Origin of the sequence: Liquorilactobacillus uvarum DSM 19971, from assembly GCF_001434935.1 — a bacterium.
Lineage (GTDB): Bacteria > Bacillota > Bacilli > Lactobacillales > Lactobacillaceae > Liquorilactobacillus > Liquorilactobacillus uvarum.
Window position 1 is genome coordinate 129814 of sequence record NZ_AZEG01000004.1, and the last position, 14919, is coordinate 144732.

Consider the following 14919-nt stretch of genomic DNA (forward strand, 5'->3'; position numbering starts at 1 on the left):
AGAGGTTATTTATAATTCTAAAATTATTGCACTAACGTATAGCGCTATTATAACATTCCCTAATAAAACAACTCAATAATATAACTGTCATATCAGCAAATAACTGCTATCCGTCCAAAACACCGCATCAATAATAATCATTTTTTTAGATATTGTCTCTGATATCCTTTGATCCCCGTCAAAACAAAGTTAGCTGGATCGTTCTTATACTCAAGTTTTCGTGTTTCCACATTATACAGCTGATTATTGAACAATTCCTCATATTCTGTGATACTAACTTCCCTACGCTGATTTAACTCCCGCGCATAATCGATCTTCATCAAACCTTCCCTAAAGGTATCTTGCAAAACACCCGAATAAAATTCAGCTTCTGCTCCCGATCCATAGCTGAATAAACCAATTCTTGAACCAGCAGTTAGTCGCTCACTATTGTGCAATAAGGATAAAAGACTTAGGTAAAGCGAGCCGGTATACAAATTACCGACAATCCGATTAAACATCCGGGCATTTTCAAACTCCTGCGTTAGACGTACCGTCAAAACAGAATCCGCACCAGCAATTAGCTGGCGTAAGCCCTTTAAACCCAACTTTGTATACGGTAAATGAAACAATAACGCATCAAAGTCTTTAAGTGCAAGACCAGTTTTGTTTTGGTAACTGTTCCAGACCCGCTCAAGAAATTCAAGGTAAATATTCGAGGAATACTTACCATCGACCATGGCTTCAGTTTTGCCCAGAGGCCGCCAAAAATCCATAATATCCTGCGTATAATATGTACTTTCTTTGCTGAGCATCAAAATTCGAGGATTAGCACCAATTAACATTGCAACTGCTCCCCCACCTTGTGTCGGTTCACCTGGTGTTCGCAAACCATAACGCGCAATGTCGGCTCCAATCACCAATACTTTGCGTTCCGGAAAAAGCGCAACATGCTCTTTTGCAAGTTGTATTCCTGCCGTTGCTCCATAACACGCCTGTTTTATCTCTATCGCACGAATATCAGAACCCAAGCCCAGCAACCGTGCTAAATAGACAGCAGCTGCTTTTGAATTATCGATACCTGATTCAGTTGCGAAAATAACAAAATCAATTTGTTTTTTATCATCATCTGTCAGTATCTTATCTGCCGCATTAGCTGCCATCGTCACGACATCCTGAGTTGGAGGAATAACAGCCATCCTTTCTTGTCCGATTCCGATTAAATACTTGTTCGGATCCTCTTGCCTTGCATGGGCTAACTTAGCCATATCAATGTACAAATTAGGGGTGAAAAAGCCTAATTTATCGATCCCAATCTTCATAAAACTTTCACTCCTCAGTCTTTTTTATAATCTTATCATACACGAAAAAAGTTTCTAAGGTCTAACATCACCTCAGAAACTTCTCATTATCTGTTCGTTCATACAATTTTTATTATTAAAAAAACCAACGCCCATAAAAAAATACTCATAAATACTCCATTGAACAAACCTTTAAAAAAATTCATACTTTCATCTCCAATGAGGTGCTGGTAACAGTGCCTTGCTTGACACAAACCAAGTGTAACTTGAACAGGTATGTCTTTTCTGTGTTTCACTATTATTTTAACCTTTTATTAACCTCTTTTAATCTTTTTTAGCATGCATAGCCTTGCATCTCTTAATTTAGTACCTTGGTATATTTTTCAACTAAGGTACAATAGTACTGAAGGAGGAATTTTTATGTCTGATATTTTAATTGTTACCACCGAAAACATCCCTGGCAAAAAATATGAAGCTATTGGTGAAGTTTTTGGCTTAACCACGCAATCAAAAAATATTCTTAGAAATATTGGTGCTTCACTAAAAAATGTTGTCGGTGGCGAAATAAAAGATTATTCTAAAATGCTTGAAGAATCAAGAATGGTATCACTTGAACGTCTCAGAAAAAATGCTCAAGCAATGGGAGCCGATGCGGTTGTTATGATGCGTTTTGACTCTGGATCAATTGGCACCGATATGCAATCTGTTGCAGCCTATGGAACAGCTGTCAGATACGTTTAATGCACCAGCCATATACTAAAAAAACACGTTGGAGGAAACAATGAAAGTCATCAATGTTGAATTAACTGTTAAACCTGAGCTGCAAGCCGAATATGAAAAATTCGCAAATGAATTAGTGGAACACTCAGCCGCCGAACAAGGCAATCTTTCCTATAGTCATTTTAAAAAGTTGAATGCTGACTTTGAATATGAAATTATCGAACATTGGAAGGATCAGCAAGCTGTTGCAAAACATAACGAAACACCCCATTTCCAAAAATTTTTAGCCCATATTGGAGACTATGTTACAAAGACACCCGTTATTATTCGCATGGATTATAATGCTTAGTTACTCGCTCTAACACAAAAAGAAGATTTTTGTCTGCAAAACACGTTGGCGACAGAAATCCTCTTTTTTTAATTCTATATCTAATTGTTCAAACATGCTTATCAGCTGACTATGCGAAACACATCTCAAAATATCTTTCTAGTTTTTCCCTATTTAATATTGAATCGCCGCTTCTCTTCCATAGCATTCAACCAGCTACAGCAAACGTTTGAAGACCTTTTTTAATGGCTCGATTTTTTTTATACGATCGGCAACTTGTCCTGCCATAAAAGCTCCTGTAATAACATCTCCCTCAATAACTGCATCCCTTAATGATAATGCTTGATTGTTACCACTGAGATCAAGGACTCTAGCAGAAAAACCTGCATTTGATCTTTTGATAGTTGTTCCTGGATTGCTTGCAGAAACTATCAATTTCTTGTACTGTGAAGATATTTCACTTTCTTCTGTTGCCAAAAAAATTGTTCCAGCCTGAACTCCTTGGGCTCCTAAACATTTAACTGCTTCAATTGAATGCTTATCATAGATTCCTCCAGCAGCAATCACAGGTTTATTAGTAATCGCTGTCACTTGCGGCAACATCGTTAACAATGTTTCAGTTCCAATATGTCCGCCGGCCTCCATTCCCTCAACAATAAGTCCATCGACTTCAAGTTTCAGCATCTTTTTAGCAATCTTAAGAGTTGGAATGACAGGATAGATTTTTATTTGAGCATTTTTTAGCTGTTTAATAAATCTTTGAGGAGTCCCTGCCCCAGTCGTAACGACCGCAACTTTTTCCTCGCAAATCACTCTGCACAAAGCCCCAGCATTTTTTTCAAATAAAACCAAATTAACACCAAAGGGCCATTTAGTCATTTTTTTAGTTTGACGGATCATATTGCGCAATTCAGAAGCAGTCCGACCGCCGCTGGCAAGAATACCCAACCCACCTTCATTCGACGCTGCAGCTACAAGCTTTGGTGTTGAGACCCAAGACATCGCACCTTGAAAAATAGGATATTTTAGACCTATATCTTGATACCACATTTTTTACCGCCTACTTTCATGATAATTATCTACAAGGAATTGTATTGCGGTTTACTCCAATATCCTTTTTTATTTCCATTAACTGCAAAAACTGTGCCTGTTCTTTTTGTTGGTAAAATTTCATCAATGATAAAATCTGCGACATCATCTGCTGAACCTAAATGCCATTCAGAGGGCAAACTCCCATATTTATCTGCTAACTTTTTTAGTACAGGGGCAGTCATTTCGGTCACTGCACCAGGTGAGACAGCATTTACGCGAATAGAAAAACGCTGTAATTCTTCAGCCAAAGTATATGTCAAGCCTACTAAACCAGCCTTTGCAGCACTATAATTGGACTGACCAGCATTCCCTAGAAGACCTGACTGTGATGTCAAAAATATAATTTGACCATTTTTATTCAGTTTTGGGGTCAAAACTTTTGTTATATTAAATGCACCTGTAAGGTTTGTTGCAAGTACATCATCCCACTGTTTGGTCTTCATTTCACCCCACCAATTATCAGCCACAATCCCTGCATTATTAACAATGTAATCGATATCACTAATTTTTTCAAGTTCTTTTTGGGCTGCTGAACGATCTCGGATGTCAAAGCAAATAGTATGTATTTCAATGTTATCTTTCTCCAAAAATTTTTTTCTTTCCGCTAAAAGCTGCGGATTTCGTCCCTGAAGAAACACGTCCAAATCTGTAACAGCTGCTTTTTTAGCAAGTGCCCATCCTATTCCACGTGTAGCACCAGTTATCAAAATTTTCTTTCTCATTTATTTCCAGCTCCCAAATGCAAGCAATACTGTCTTGTCAGACTGTATCCTTTTAATAGTAAAATTTTTAGTAGTAATTTCAATCAGTATTCTCTCATCTGTGTACAGCGGTTCACTGAATTTAATCCTCAAATATCTCAGCGAATCTTTTTTAATGCTGGTACAATATTCTTCAAGCCGATCAACAAGTAAATTTCCTGGAATAATCTTGTCTGAGCCTGTATGAAGGAGGTTCTGATCATTATATTGTCGAATATAATTTTTAACCATCTTGTCTGTAATTTTTAAATAGATCTTCATTCCACTCAACCTCTGTCATCATCGTTAGCTGCAACCTTGCGGTAATTTTATTTTTGTAATACAGGTCTAAAGACAGTTCAATAATTTTTTTCCCTTTTGAGGTCCGATATTTGCGAATAAAATTCAAAACGATTCTGTCCGTCTTAAGAACCCCTTCTTCTAGTAGATAAAAATTCTCCTCCAAAAGAATATTTCTGCCATTTTTGTATTTAGAAGGTAAGACTAGTCGTTGCCACATTCCTCCTACACTGCTAAAAATATGTGGTTCAACCAACTCCTGCTCATCTATCCGCTGCTCGCACAGTTTAATCATTCTCTTGGCTCCAATATGCATTTCCAATTAAAATACTTGCACCCATGCCTCCTGCCACACATAAGGTTGCAATTCCAAGAGCTGGTCGCTGCAGTCTATTCAAGACATTCAACAGATGTGTAACAAGAATACCGCCAGTGGCACCATAAGGATGTCCGTAGGCAATTGCTCCACCCAATTTGTTCAGTTTTTCTTTTGGAATTTTAAGTTTTCTTTGACAGATAAGTGCTTGGGCAGCAAAAGCTTCGTTCATCTCAAAGGCATCAATTTGTTCAAGATCTAAATTAAATTTATGCAATAATTTTCTGGTTGCATAAATCGGACCTAAAATAAATTCTTCTGGACGGCAACCAACTAATTGAGAACCTAGCAAATAGCCTGCTGCCTTGTCATTTTTACGGAATTTCCTCAAAATGACAGATGAAGCACCGTCGTTAATTGGGCAGCTGTTCCCAGCTGTACAAATCCCTGAATCTGAAAAAACAGTTCTTAGTTGACCTAATCTTTCCATATTTGTGTCAAAACGTGGACATTCATCCTTCATCAGTCCCCTATAGGGAATCAACTCGTTTTTGAGCATCCCTTTTGAAAAAGCAACGTAAGCTTTTCTCTGGCTTTCAAAGGCATATTCATCGACTTCCGAGCGTTTCAAGCCAAAGTTAGCCGCCAGCTTATCTGTCAAAAAACCGACATCTCTATCTGGAAAATCCCCAGCAGTCATTGGATAGCGAAATTTTTGTTTTTTTGTAACTCGATCGATTATCAAATTAGCATTCGAATTGCTTTCTATCCCACCTGCTAGCACTGTTTCAGCGTTACCCGCTAAAATACTATCAGCCCCACTTATTATTGCAGCTAGTCCCGATGCACATTGACAATCAATCGTCTGCGCTGGAATCTTAGGAGCAATTTGTGCAGCTAAGGCACATCTGCGTGCTATATTTCCGCCAAGATTCATAACATTTCCTAAAAAAACCTGTTCAATATCAGCGAGCTTAATTGACTCCACTTTTTCAAACTGTTTCGCAATTAATGTAGCATATAAATCCTCAGGGATAGCGGTTCGCAAAATACCATTAACTTTACCAATCGGCAGTCTTTTTGCATCGACAATACTCACTTTGTTTTTAAATTTCATCAAGGTCCCCTCTTTCATATTTTTGAGCAAGCCACAACCGGGATATCTTTTGATTAGGACCAACCGGAATTTTAGAAACATATATATATTCTTGTGGCTTTTTGTACTTTTCCAAAAGTTTATCTGCTTCTTGCTCAATTTTTTTACGCGTCATCTCGCAAACAACTAAGGCTACTATCCGCTCTCCATACTTTTTGTCGGGTACTCCAAAAACAACAGCCTCATCAACAAAACGCAATAAACATTTTTCAATTTCACTTGGAAATATTTTATTGCCGCCATGATCGATTACTTCACTCTGCCGGGAATAAATAAAAACTTTGCCTTTCTTCACTTCGCCAATATCACTAGTTACAACCGTCTCTTTGGCTTTACAGCCTAAATAACCTGAGAACAAATATGGGCTTTTGACCTCAATCAATGAAGACTGGTTACATACAAACTGTACTTGTGCAAATGGCTTTCCAACACAATTTTCCTTTTTCTCTTTGTTCAGCTTCTGCCAAGAAATTAAACTAGTTTCTGATGAACCATACATTTCAAAAACATCTGTCCCACCACTTTGTTGTTGAATTTTATTTAAAAGATTTTCAGCCAGAATTCCACCACATAATACTAAGCAATTGACATTTCTCCAATCGACCATACTTAGCTTCTGTTCAAAAAAGGCTGGTACGGCAAAAATTGCTGTTTTTGAAGTGTCAGTATCAGGAAAAATATTTTTTTTATTTATAAGATACATCGTTTTACCTAAATATAAGCTCAGCAATAATGTATGCATTCCAAGTGATGTTGCCATCGGACTGAAAGTCGCAATATTCTCGCAGGATTCTAGCCCAAAACATTCATTGCATAGAACAAAGCCTTTTTTCCATGAAATCCAATTTCGACAATATACCTTTGCAAGCCCTGTTGTGCCAGATGTTAATCCTAAAAACAACACATTATTTTCTGTTGTTTGCTCCCTATTTTCTTTTTTCTCCCCTAAAAGCTGCCATCTGCCTTTTATTTTTTCAAGCGTTTTCTCCAAATGCTGCATCATAAAGTCGTTAACAACAATTGGAATTCTTTTTGCATAATGAACAGCAAGAAACTCTACGACAAATTCAAGTTGCTGCCTACCTTTTAGTACAACATATGGACAGTTCCAATGAAATTTTTGCGATTTTTTGCGAGCAAGCTCGGCTAACTCACGATAGGTCACTTTTTGCTTTTGAGATATGATAGCTATTCGATCACCATATCGCGCAGCTATTGCTTCAAAATCAAAACATTCAACCATTACTATTTCCCCACATCCTTTATCTTATTATTTTGTTAAGCATATTATATTGTTAGTAAACTTAAAAATCAATATTGGTTAACTTTATAGATGAGTATTTAAGAGTATAAAAAGAATTAATTTTTTCTAACAATTTTTATTTTTATCCAATATTTTGACGCCATTTTTAAGTATAAATTGCTGCTAAACGGCTTAATTCATAACAGTATAATTAACATATAATTAGATTGGGACTATAATTAAGGTGCAGTTTACATTATAGATGATTGTTTTATGTATTTTGGTAAAACAATTTCAGGCAGTTTGTGTCATGGCTGCCCGCGTTTTCTCAATGTTAGATTCATACTTGAAAGGATGAAATACCGTGAAAATAACATTAATAACACAATTTTTAGAAGGACATGGAGGAACAGAACGTGTAATTACAGAATTAATTAATCATGATCTAAAGAATGATTATCAGGTTCTAGTTCCTTCTAGTGGTAAACCTGAATGGCTCCAATGGTTTACCCGTCCAAAAGGATATTCTGTCAAAATCTGCCATCACAACACTGAACAGAAAAAACGTTGTTTTGTAATTCAGAATATTTTGACCCAAAAACCTGATATTGTTCTTTGTCTGGAGGGAAAAGCCAATAAGTTAGCTTCGTACATTAGGCAGCAGTATCATCTTCACTTTAAAATTATTTCATGGGGACATACATCAATCACTGATTCGAAGAATTTTATAAAAGAAAATATTCACTACGCTGACTATCACTTAGCTATCAGTTCAGGCATCCAAAAACAACTAATTGACTTTGGCGTTGCACCGGAAAATGTTTTCTTGATTTTTAACCCGATTCAATCAGGTTCACATAAAATAATTGCCCGTCCTAAAACAAAAGCACCCTTTCACGCCGTCTTTATTGGACGCATTCTATTGGACGATCAAAAAAACGTCCGTATGCTGCTCCATGTTTTAGCTAAACTGCCATTTAAATGGCAGATTGACATTTTTGGACAAGGAAAAGATATCAAAGATGCCCAACAGTTAGCACATCAACTAAAAATTGAAAAAAATATCTCATGGCGCGGATGGGTCCCTGATCCTTGGGATAAAATTTCAGAAGCTGATTGCCTGCTTTTATGCTCAACATATGAAGGCTTTCCAATGGTTGTTATTGAAGCCGTTTCTCATGGCTTGCCTGTCATCGCAACTGACTGTCCAACAGGCCCATCTGATATTATTAACGATAAGAACGGTATCTTAACTCCTATGAACGATCAATCTGCTTTTATTGCCGCTTGTTCAAAAATTTATTACCTGCGAGATGAACTTGACCGTCAGCAAGTCAAAAAAACCGCACTTAGGTTTGATATTCAAAATTATATCAGTAAACTGCAACATATTTATGAATATGTCGGTGCACAGGAGTTGCTTATTACACCTTAGTTTCATTTAAATGGTCAAAATTATCTGTAAAATATAGTAGAAACCTAGACCACAAATGTTAAATGTGAATTTTTATTAAAACATTGTCTATTTTTAAATAAAACACAAAATAAAAAGATAATTTTCTTGACCATTTTTTTTAATGTGTTATCATATATCGTGCACGATATATGATTTATGAAGAAGTCCGTTAATTATGACTAAATCAACACATGAACCTTATGATGAGCTTTGCTTCTCCGTGTACACAACCAATCGTTATTTTCACCGTCTATATAGTAAGATACTCAGTCAATATGAATTAACATACTTACAGTATATGGTACTAATAGTTGTAAGAAATGAGAAACAAACTTCACTATCGACTATCTGCTCAAAATTAGATTTGGCGAATAACACTTTGACTCCGGTGATTCAAAAACTGGTAAACAAAAATTGGCTAGTTAAAAAAAAAGGCTCCTAAGGACAACCGGCGCCTAGAAATTTCTCTAAATAAAGCTTCTTTTAAGATGCTCACAGACATTCGAAGCCAAGTTGGGGTTACGCAGAAACTATTCAGTGAATTAGCTGATCAGTCAATTGAGGAATTAATTGCGCAGCATCATAAATTAAATGCTGAATTAGTTATACTTAATCAAAAAGTAGCAGAAAAATTATAGTCCTTTCTGGTCAAACAAAATAAATTATTAACATATTTTTGTTAAAACACTGCTAAACATCATTATTGTTAATAACAAGTTAGGCCTAAAAAAACTGCAAAGAAATAGAAATCGAAGCAGATCTCTATTTCTTTGCAGTTTTTTATTTTTCTCTTTTAAAAATACCTAGCTATTTTATTGCCAATACTTCAACACACATTTGCCATTCATTATAATCTTTTTAGCTATTTCCGCCTGCATATGCTTGCACTCAAGTTACAAACATTTTCCAAATACATGAAAATCCTGATAAACAATTCATTTGATCTAGCAGAAATATATATAACATTTGATTGTAAAACTTTAAAAATTTAAAAATCATTTTTCCGTTCGTTTTTATTGCAAGCGTGCACTTGCACGCTTTACTAAAAAGTGTTATCTTATCCCCATAGCAAATAGGGAGGAATATTTAATGAATGTACGCAAATTTTTGATAAGCAAAGGAACCATTGGGGCCTTGTTTATGATCTTATTTTATGGATTAGTGATGGTAGGAACATATTTTTCGGGTTACAAGGTGATTCCTCATAAGGTTAAAGAATTACCAGTCGCCATCGTCAATCAAGATACACAAAGTCAAAACCTAAAAAAGCAATTAAAAAAGGATCTACCTTTTCATCACGTTCGAACCCAATACACTTTAACTCAAGCACAAAAGAAACTAAAAAACAGAGAAATTTATATGATTATTCAGATACCTAAAAATTTCCACAGCAAAATTGTCAAACAAGAACAGAATACTAATTTAAAATTTTGGATAAATGAATCCAATCCTACAACTGCTGTTACGGCTATGGAAAACACCGCTAAACTTATTGGCTCATCTATAAAAAACAAGATAACTTTAGCTTCAGGTCAAGCAATATTTACTAAGAGCCAATTGTTAACTTTGCAAAAACAAGCCGAGCAGGAAATTAAAAGCAATCCTGCTGCAGCCAAAACAATTCAAGCTAAGGTTCAGCAGCAAGGAAAAGATATCGCTAAGACATCTGCAGCTTTATATAAAAAAGCCGGTAATACTGTTAATTATAAAATAAAGAAAGTCAACAGGATTCCATCAGGTATGAATCACAGTATGGCCCCCTTCTTTCTTTCACTTGCTTTCTACATTGGATCAATGATAGGTGCAATGATTCTATACATGACTTACAACGACTTTGTAAAAATTATTGGTAAATGGAAATCCTATGCTCTTGCCGAACTATCGATCATTTTGCTTGCTGTTATCGCACCACCGCTGATTATTGGTTTAGCAAAACATCTAAATGGTTTTGACAATCAGACCTTTTTCCATCTTTGGATGATTCATAGCACTGAGCTTTTTGCTGCATTAAATGTTAATTTTATTTTTACACTTATTTTAGGTCAATTAGGAATTTTGATTAACATGCCGTTCATGCTGATTCAGGTTGTTTCTGGTGCAGGCTTGATTCCAGAAATGATTCTTCCACAATTTTTCAAAATGATGAGTAAGTTCTCACCGTGTTTCTACACTATTCAAGCTGATTTTAATCTCTTATACGGCGGACCAGGCAATCATCATTTGCTTTTTGCTTTAATATTACTTGGCTTAGCCGCAATTGTTGTACATTTGATTATTGTTGGGTGCAAAACCTATAAGAACTTCGGAATAAAACAACCAGCTGACTAATCAAACTGCTTGGAAGGTGTGTCTAATTGGATAAACCGGTACAGGACCAATTAAAAAGAAATCTAGCCAAATGGCAGGAGCACCTCAACCAGCTTGGGTCACACCTAACTGGAAGTTACGGACATGTTGCATTCATCGAATGGCTAAAAACTGAACTTCTGAATATGCAGTATGATTTAAAAAACTGTACCCAATTTTTTAATTACTGTGAAGTAAATTATTGGCGGCTAAGAGTGCAAAAGCCTGACGGGAGTTTCGAAGAAGTTCAACCTATTGGCTATGTTCCATATTCAGGATTAACATCCGCTAATGGAATAACTGGTACACTGACTAGATGGAATAAGTTTAATCAAAAAAAGATTAAAAATAAATTAGTTCTTTTGGATGTCTATCCTTATAAAGCAAATAGACATATGCTTTATAAGGTTTACAGTCAATTGCCCTACGGATTCAATCTACCATCTAAATTAATCCAGCCTGCAATTATAAGCCAGCATATAATAACATTGATTAAAAAAATCAGAAATTTAGGGGCAAGTGGAATTATTCTGATTTGTCACCATTTTCCAGAAAAATTAATGAAAAATAATATCTTGCCCTTTACCGATACCTACTTAGGGATTCCAACATTATGGATTAACCAAAAAAATGCTGCATGTCTGATTGCTGCCGCAGCACAAAATAAAAAAGTGTGCCTAACTCTTACTGGAACATATCATAAAAAATGGCGCACTGAATCGTTAGCTGTAACCATCCCAGGCACTTTGCAAAACAGCAAATCAATAATTATCAGTTCACATACTGATGGTCCAAATTCAATTGAAGGAAACGGTCCATTAGGGGTGCTGGCAATCCTTAAATATTTTCACGATCAAAAAATTGTGCCACAAAAGAACCTGCACTTTTTATTCATCAGTGGGCACTCACAGCTATCCCAACTCGGTAAAAAAGAACATTCAGCAACAACAAATTGGTTGACTCATTATCCAGAGTACTGGGATGGAAAGAAAGATCATCAAAAGGCCCTCTTATGTTTAACGATGGAACATCTAGGTTCACTCAAATTTTCTAAAGAAAACATTTTTTATGCTTCAACACGCACTACCCGAAAATTAATTATTCATTTTTCTAAGACAAACCAGTTGAATAATAAAAAAATACTTGTATCTCCCAGAAAATGCTTTTACTTAAGCAGAACCAATGCTTATAAAATTCCAACAATTTCACTTACGCCCTTACCTTTGTACCTTTTTCAACTAACCGATAAACAAGTTACTCCAGATTCGGATGTGATGTTCAAACAAATTTTTTATTATTTGAATTTGCTTTTACTAGCTGATAAAAAGCTCTGATTTGTCCGCAATGACACTAAACTATGTGTTAGTTATTTTACAAGTATGATAATCCTTCAAATCCCCGTAACTTCCCCTAGTTACATGGTTTCACTCCTTTCATTACTGTAAAATAATTATCAAGTGGGCAAGAAGAGCCTATGACAAAACAATCATTTTGTCATAGGCTCTTCTCTTTTCGTTGTTACATCATTAATTTTTATTGAACAGGTTGACCGCTATAAATCTCATAACCAGTTGAAACTGGAATATTCTCACCCGTTATCGAATTAGAATCTTCAGATGCTAAGAAGTAAATTGCTTTAGCAATTTCATCAGGTTCAACCAAACGGCCTAGTGGACTGGCTTTTTTAAATGTGTCAATCACAGATTGCGGATTAGCTTGAAACATCGGTGTATTTGTAGGACCGGGAGCAACATTATTAACACGAATATTGTATTTTCCATAATCTAGTGCCATCGCACGAACCAAGTTGACAACGGCTCCCTTAGCAGCATTATAAGCAGCCATATTATAGTCGCCTGTCAAGCCCGAAATAGAAGCTGTATTAACGATAGTTCCTGCTTTTTGTTTTATCATATCCGGCACAAAATATTTGGTCATTAAATAAATAGACTTTACATCAACTGCCATGATTCGATCCCAGTTTTCTTCTGAAACCTCATGCAATGCCCCTTTGGTAAATATGCCAGCATTATTTATAATTGAATCAGCTACACCAAAGAACTTTGCTGTAGCATTCTTCAATTCTTTAACTGAAGATGCGTCAGCAACATTGGTTTTATGAAAAGCCACTTGCTTTTTCGAATAACGCGTGGCTAATTCATCAGCAGTCTTCTCCCCAGTTTCCTGGTTAAAGTCTGCCATCATGACCTGCCAACCTTTTGCTAAAAATAACTTTGTAGCACTAAGCCCCATTCCAGAAGCTGCACCCGTTATAACAACTGTTTTCACTAATAAAACCTCCTTTGACTTTATCCTTTTCAATTATACACTATATCACAAGTCGACACTTGCATAATCCTCATTTACAAGTAGAAACACACTATTTTACTTGCTTAAATGCGTCTTTCAATGCCCGCGGATTTATGAAAAAGAAAGTTAAACTTATACACAAAACATTGCTGACTGTAAACATCAGAAAAACATTAGCTGTGCCAAAACTTCCGAGCAAGATGGGACAAACTAAACTAATTACAAAGTTAGTCAACCAAATAACAGTTGTTGAAACAGCCATAAAACGTGCTTTAAGCTGTTGCGGAAAAATCTCGGATAACATCAACCAAGTGACTGGGCTTACAATTCCTTGCTGAGTAGCTAAAAATAAGGCCAGCAGTATTAAAACAACCATATTTGTATTCGTCCTTGAAAAAAGACCAAGATGTAAAACAGCTGTCAGCAAACCTAAAAACACAGAATTACCTAAAAGTCCGATTCCCAGCATTCGCCGATGATTATGATTAACTATTAATCGTGTTCCAAGAAGTGTTGCAACTGTTGAAATCACACCAACCAAAATATTACTGTAAAGAGACATGCCCCGACTCATTCCGATCTTTTCCAACAGTATCGTTCCATAATACATAACAGCATTGACACCAGACAATTGCTGAATAAGACCAATGCTGACACCTGCTGCCAAGAGATACGTCAAATGTTTATTGCTGAATATTTTCTTAACATCCATCTTATCTTTTTTGGTTTCAACTATTTTTTTAGCACGAACCAAATTCTTTTGAATATCAATTTTAGGAAATCCTAATTTACTGAAATTTTTCTTTGCTTGTGCTAATGAATTATTTAACAACTGCCATTTAGGACTTTGCGGCAGATCAAAAGACAAGAGCCATAGCAGGAACGCCGGTAAAGCTGCAACTCCCATCATCACACGCCAAATTGGGGCCCAGTTTTCCCAAACATTACCCAATACAGCATTAACTGTAAACGAAGCAAGCTGTCCAATAACAATCGCAATTGCATTTTTATTAACATTCTGAGACCGCCATTCACTTGGTGAAATTTCAGCTAAATACATTGGCGCAAGATCAGAAGCACAACCAACTGATAAACCTAAGATAGTCCGAAAAATAATCAGCATATTACTTGTAATTGAAAAAGAACAGCCAATTGTCGCTATAGTGAACACTATCGCTACCCACTGCAGAGAGGCTTTTCTGCCGATCCTATCCGCCAAACGACCGCTTAGCAACGCTCCAAAACAACAACCAATAATTAAAGAACTTGAGACTATACCTTGCTGAGCTGAATTCAAATCTAGTTGACTTGGTTGGCTCAAAAATGAAAGTGCGCCATTAATCACACCCGTGTCATACCCAAATAGAAAACCGCCCAATGCAATCACCGAAGATGCATATCTTAAAAACGAATCCTCTATCCCTATTCGTTTATGTTCCAACATAATATTTATTCACCTCATCATAAACTTTTGAAACTTGATTCTTAACCTGCCAGCAGTTTACTTTTCAAAACACTCATAAAACATTTCTTGAATAGCTCCCGCAATTCATTTCGAATTCAACCAGCTATTTTCCAATCGATCTCATCGCTAGCCGATTGAAAGATAATTGATTAGCTATTTAAAATTTT

Annotated in this window: 16 protein-coding genes; 7 read left to right on the plus strand and 9 right to left on the minus strand. The window is 36.1% G+C overall.

Features of this window, described 5'->3' with window-relative positions; translation table 11 throughout:
- Nucleotides 1–137: 137 nt before the first annotated feature.
- Nucleotides 138–1301, minus strand: coding sequence for a hydroxymethylglutaryl-CoA synthase (locus tag FD20_RS03395; protein WP_057736178.1), 1164 nt, complete (start codon nt 1299–1301; stop codon nt 138–140).
- A gap of 399 nt (nt 1302–1700) precedes the next feature.
- Between FD20_RS03395 and FD20_RS03400 the strand changes: the two genes are divergently transcribed.
- The gene (locus FD20_RS03400; protein ID WP_057736179.1) at nt 1701–2021 is read left to right on the plus strand and encodes a heavy metal-binding domain-containing protein; all 321 of its coding nucleotides are present in this window, start codon (nt 1701–1703) and stop codon (nt 2019–2021) included.
- 40 nt (nt 2022–2061) lie between these two features.
- On the plus strand, nt 2062–2349 hold the full coding sequence (locus tag FD20_RS03405) for a putative quinol monooxygenase (RefSeq protein WP_057736180.1): 288 nt from the start codon (nt 2062–2064) through the stop codon (nt 2347–2349).
- Nucleotides 2350–2544: 195 nt separating this feature from the next.
- Here the strand turns inward: FD20_RS03405 and FD20_RS03410 are convergent, their stop codons facing one another.
- Genes FD20_RS03410 through FD20_RS03435 form a run of 6 tightly spaced genes read right to left on the minus strand, consistent with a single transcriptional unit; the run spans nt 2545 to nt 7175 of the window.
- Nucleotides 2545–3378, minus strand: coding sequence for an NAD(P)H-dependent flavin oxidoreductase (locus FD20_RS03410; protein WP_057736181.1), 834 nt, complete (start codon nt 3376–3378; stop codon nt 2545–2547).
- Between the two features lie 29 nt (nt 3379–3407).
- Entirely contained in the window at nt 3408–4142 is a 735-nt protein-coding gene (locus tag FD20_RS03415) for an SDR family oxidoreductase (RefSeq protein ID WP_057736182.1), read from the minus strand.
- Nucleotides 4143–4442: a hypothetical protein gene (locus FD20_RS03420; protein WP_057736183.1), complete on the minus strand. Its 300-nt coding sequence runs from the start codon at nt 4440–4442 to the stop codon at nt 4143–4145. It lies immediately after the preceding gene.
- The gene (locus tag FD20_RS03425) at nt 4405–4755 is read right to left on the minus strand and encodes a hypothetical protein (protein ID WP_157060834.1); all 351 of its coding nucleotides are present in this window, start codon (nt 4753–4755) and stop codon (nt 4405–4407) included. Before FD20_RS03425 ends, FD20_RS03420 begins: the two co-directional genes overlap by 38 nt.
- A complete protein-coding gene (locus tag FD20_RS03430) occupies nt 4748–5893 on the minus strand; it encodes a thiolase family protein (RefSeq protein ID WP_057736185.1) in 1146 nt (381 codons plus the stop codon). The genes FD20_RS03425 and FD20_RS03430 overlap by 8 nt, the downstream gene beginning before the upstream one ends.
- Complete coding sequence (locus tag FD20_RS03435) at nt 5883–7175, minus strand: AMP-binding protein (RefSeq protein WP_057736186.1); 1293 nt, start codon at nt 7173–7175, stop codon at nt 5883–5885. The genes FD20_RS03430 and FD20_RS03435 overlap by 11 nt, the downstream gene beginning before the upstream one ends.
- A gap of 364 nt (nt 7176–7539) precedes the next feature.
- On the opposite strand from FD20_RS03435, the gene FD20_RS03440 reads away from it, so the two are divergent.
- From FD20_RS03440 to FD20_RS03450, 5 genes are all read left to right on the plus strand, one after another.
- A complete protein-coding gene (locus tag FD20_RS03440) occupies nt 7540–8610 on the plus strand; it encodes a glycosyltransferase (protein WP_057736187.1) in 1071 nt (356 codons plus the stop codon).
- Between the two features lie 196 nt (nt 8611–8806).
- Entirely contained in the window at nt 8807–9073 is a 267-nt protein-coding gene (locus tag FD20_RS13965; protein ID WP_157060835.1) for a MarR family winged helix-turn-helix transcriptional regulator, read from the plus strand.
- Between the two features lie 46 nt (nt 9074–9119).
- Entirely contained in the window at nt 9120–9269 is a 150-nt protein-coding gene (locus FD20_RS13275; protein WP_157060836.1) for a hypothetical protein, read from the plus strand.
- 451 nt (nt 9270–9720) lie between these two features.
- Nucleotides 9721–10959 (plus strand): YhgE/Pip domain-containing protein, encoded by a 1239-nt coding sequence (locus tag FD20_RS03445; RefSeq protein ID WP_057736188.1) that lies wholly within the window; start codon nt 9721–9723, stop codon nt 10957–10959.
- 26 nt (nt 10960–10985) lie between these two features.
- Nucleotides 10986–12311, plus strand: a complete 1326-nt coding sequence (locus FD20_RS03450; protein ID WP_057736189.1) for a hypothetical protein — start codon at nt 10986–10988, stop codon at nt 12309–12311.
- Between the two features lie 199 nt (nt 12312–12510).
- Here the strand turns inward: FD20_RS03450 and FD20_RS03455 are convergent, their stop codons facing one another.
- Both FD20_RS03455 and FD20_RS03460 read right to left on the minus strand, forming a co-directional pair.
- The gene (locus FD20_RS03455; RefSeq protein WP_164478841.1) at nt 12511–13266 is read right to left on the minus strand and encodes an SDR family NAD(P)-dependent oxidoreductase; all 756 of its coding nucleotides are present in this window, start codon (nt 13264–13266) and stop codon (nt 12511–12513) included.
- 91 nt (nt 13267–13357) lie between these two features.
- Entirely contained in the window at nt 13358–14728 is a 1371-nt protein-coding gene (locus FD20_RS03460; protein WP_057736207.1) for a sugar porter family MFS transporter, read from the minus strand.
- Between the last annotated feature and the right edge of the window lie 191 nt (nt 14729–14919).

Excerpts from the sequence above, each read along its gene's own strand:
- FD20_RS03395 (WP_057736178.1), bottom strand. The coding sequence starts at position 1,301 with ATGAAGATTGGGATCGATAAATTAGGCTTTTTCACCCCTAATTTGTAC.
- FD20_RS03400 (WP_057736179.1), top strand. The coding sequence starts at position 1,701 with ATGTCTGATATTTTAATTGTTACCACCGAAAACATCCCTGGCAAAAAA.
- FD20_RS03405 (WP_057736180.1), top strand. The coding sequence starts at position 2,062 with ATGAAAGTCATCAATGTTGAATTAACTGTTAAACCTGAGCTGCAAGCC.
- FD20_RS03410 (WP_057736181.1), bottom strand. The coding sequence starts at position 3,378 with ATGTGGTATCAAGATATAGGTCTAAAATATCCTATTTTTCAAGGTGCG.
- FD20_RS03415 (WP_057736182.1), bottom strand. The coding sequence starts at position 4,142 with ATGAGAAAGAAAATTTTGATAACTGGTGCTACACGTGGAATAGGATGG.
- FD20_RS03420 (WP_057736183.1), bottom strand. The coding sequence starts at position 4,442 with ATGAAGATCTATTTAAAAATTACAGACAAGATGGTTAAAAATTATATT.
- FD20_RS03425 (WP_157060834.1), bottom strand. The coding sequence starts at position 4,755 with ATGATTAAACTGTGCGAGCAGCGGATAGATGAGCAGGAGTTGGTTGAA.
- FD20_RS03430 (WP_057736185.1), bottom strand. The coding sequence starts at position 5,893 with ATGAAATTTAAAAACAAAGTGAGTATTGTCGATGCAAAAAGACTGCCG.
- FD20_RS03435 (WP_057736186.1), bottom strand. The coding sequence starts at position 7,175 with ATGGTTGAATGTTTTGATTTTGAAGCAATAGCTGCGCGATATGGTGAT.
- FD20_RS13965 (WP_157060835.1), top strand. The coding sequence starts at position 8,807 with ATGACTAAATCAACACATGAACCTTATGATGAGCTTTGCTTCTCCGTG.
- FD20_RS13275 (WP_157060836.1), top strand. The coding sequence starts at position 9,120 with ATGCTCACAGACATTCGAAGCCAAGTTGGGGTTACGCAGAAACTATTC.
- FD20_RS03445 (WP_057736188.1), top strand. The coding sequence starts at position 9,721 with ATGAATGTACGCAAATTTTTGATAAGCAAAGGAACCATTGGGGCCTTG.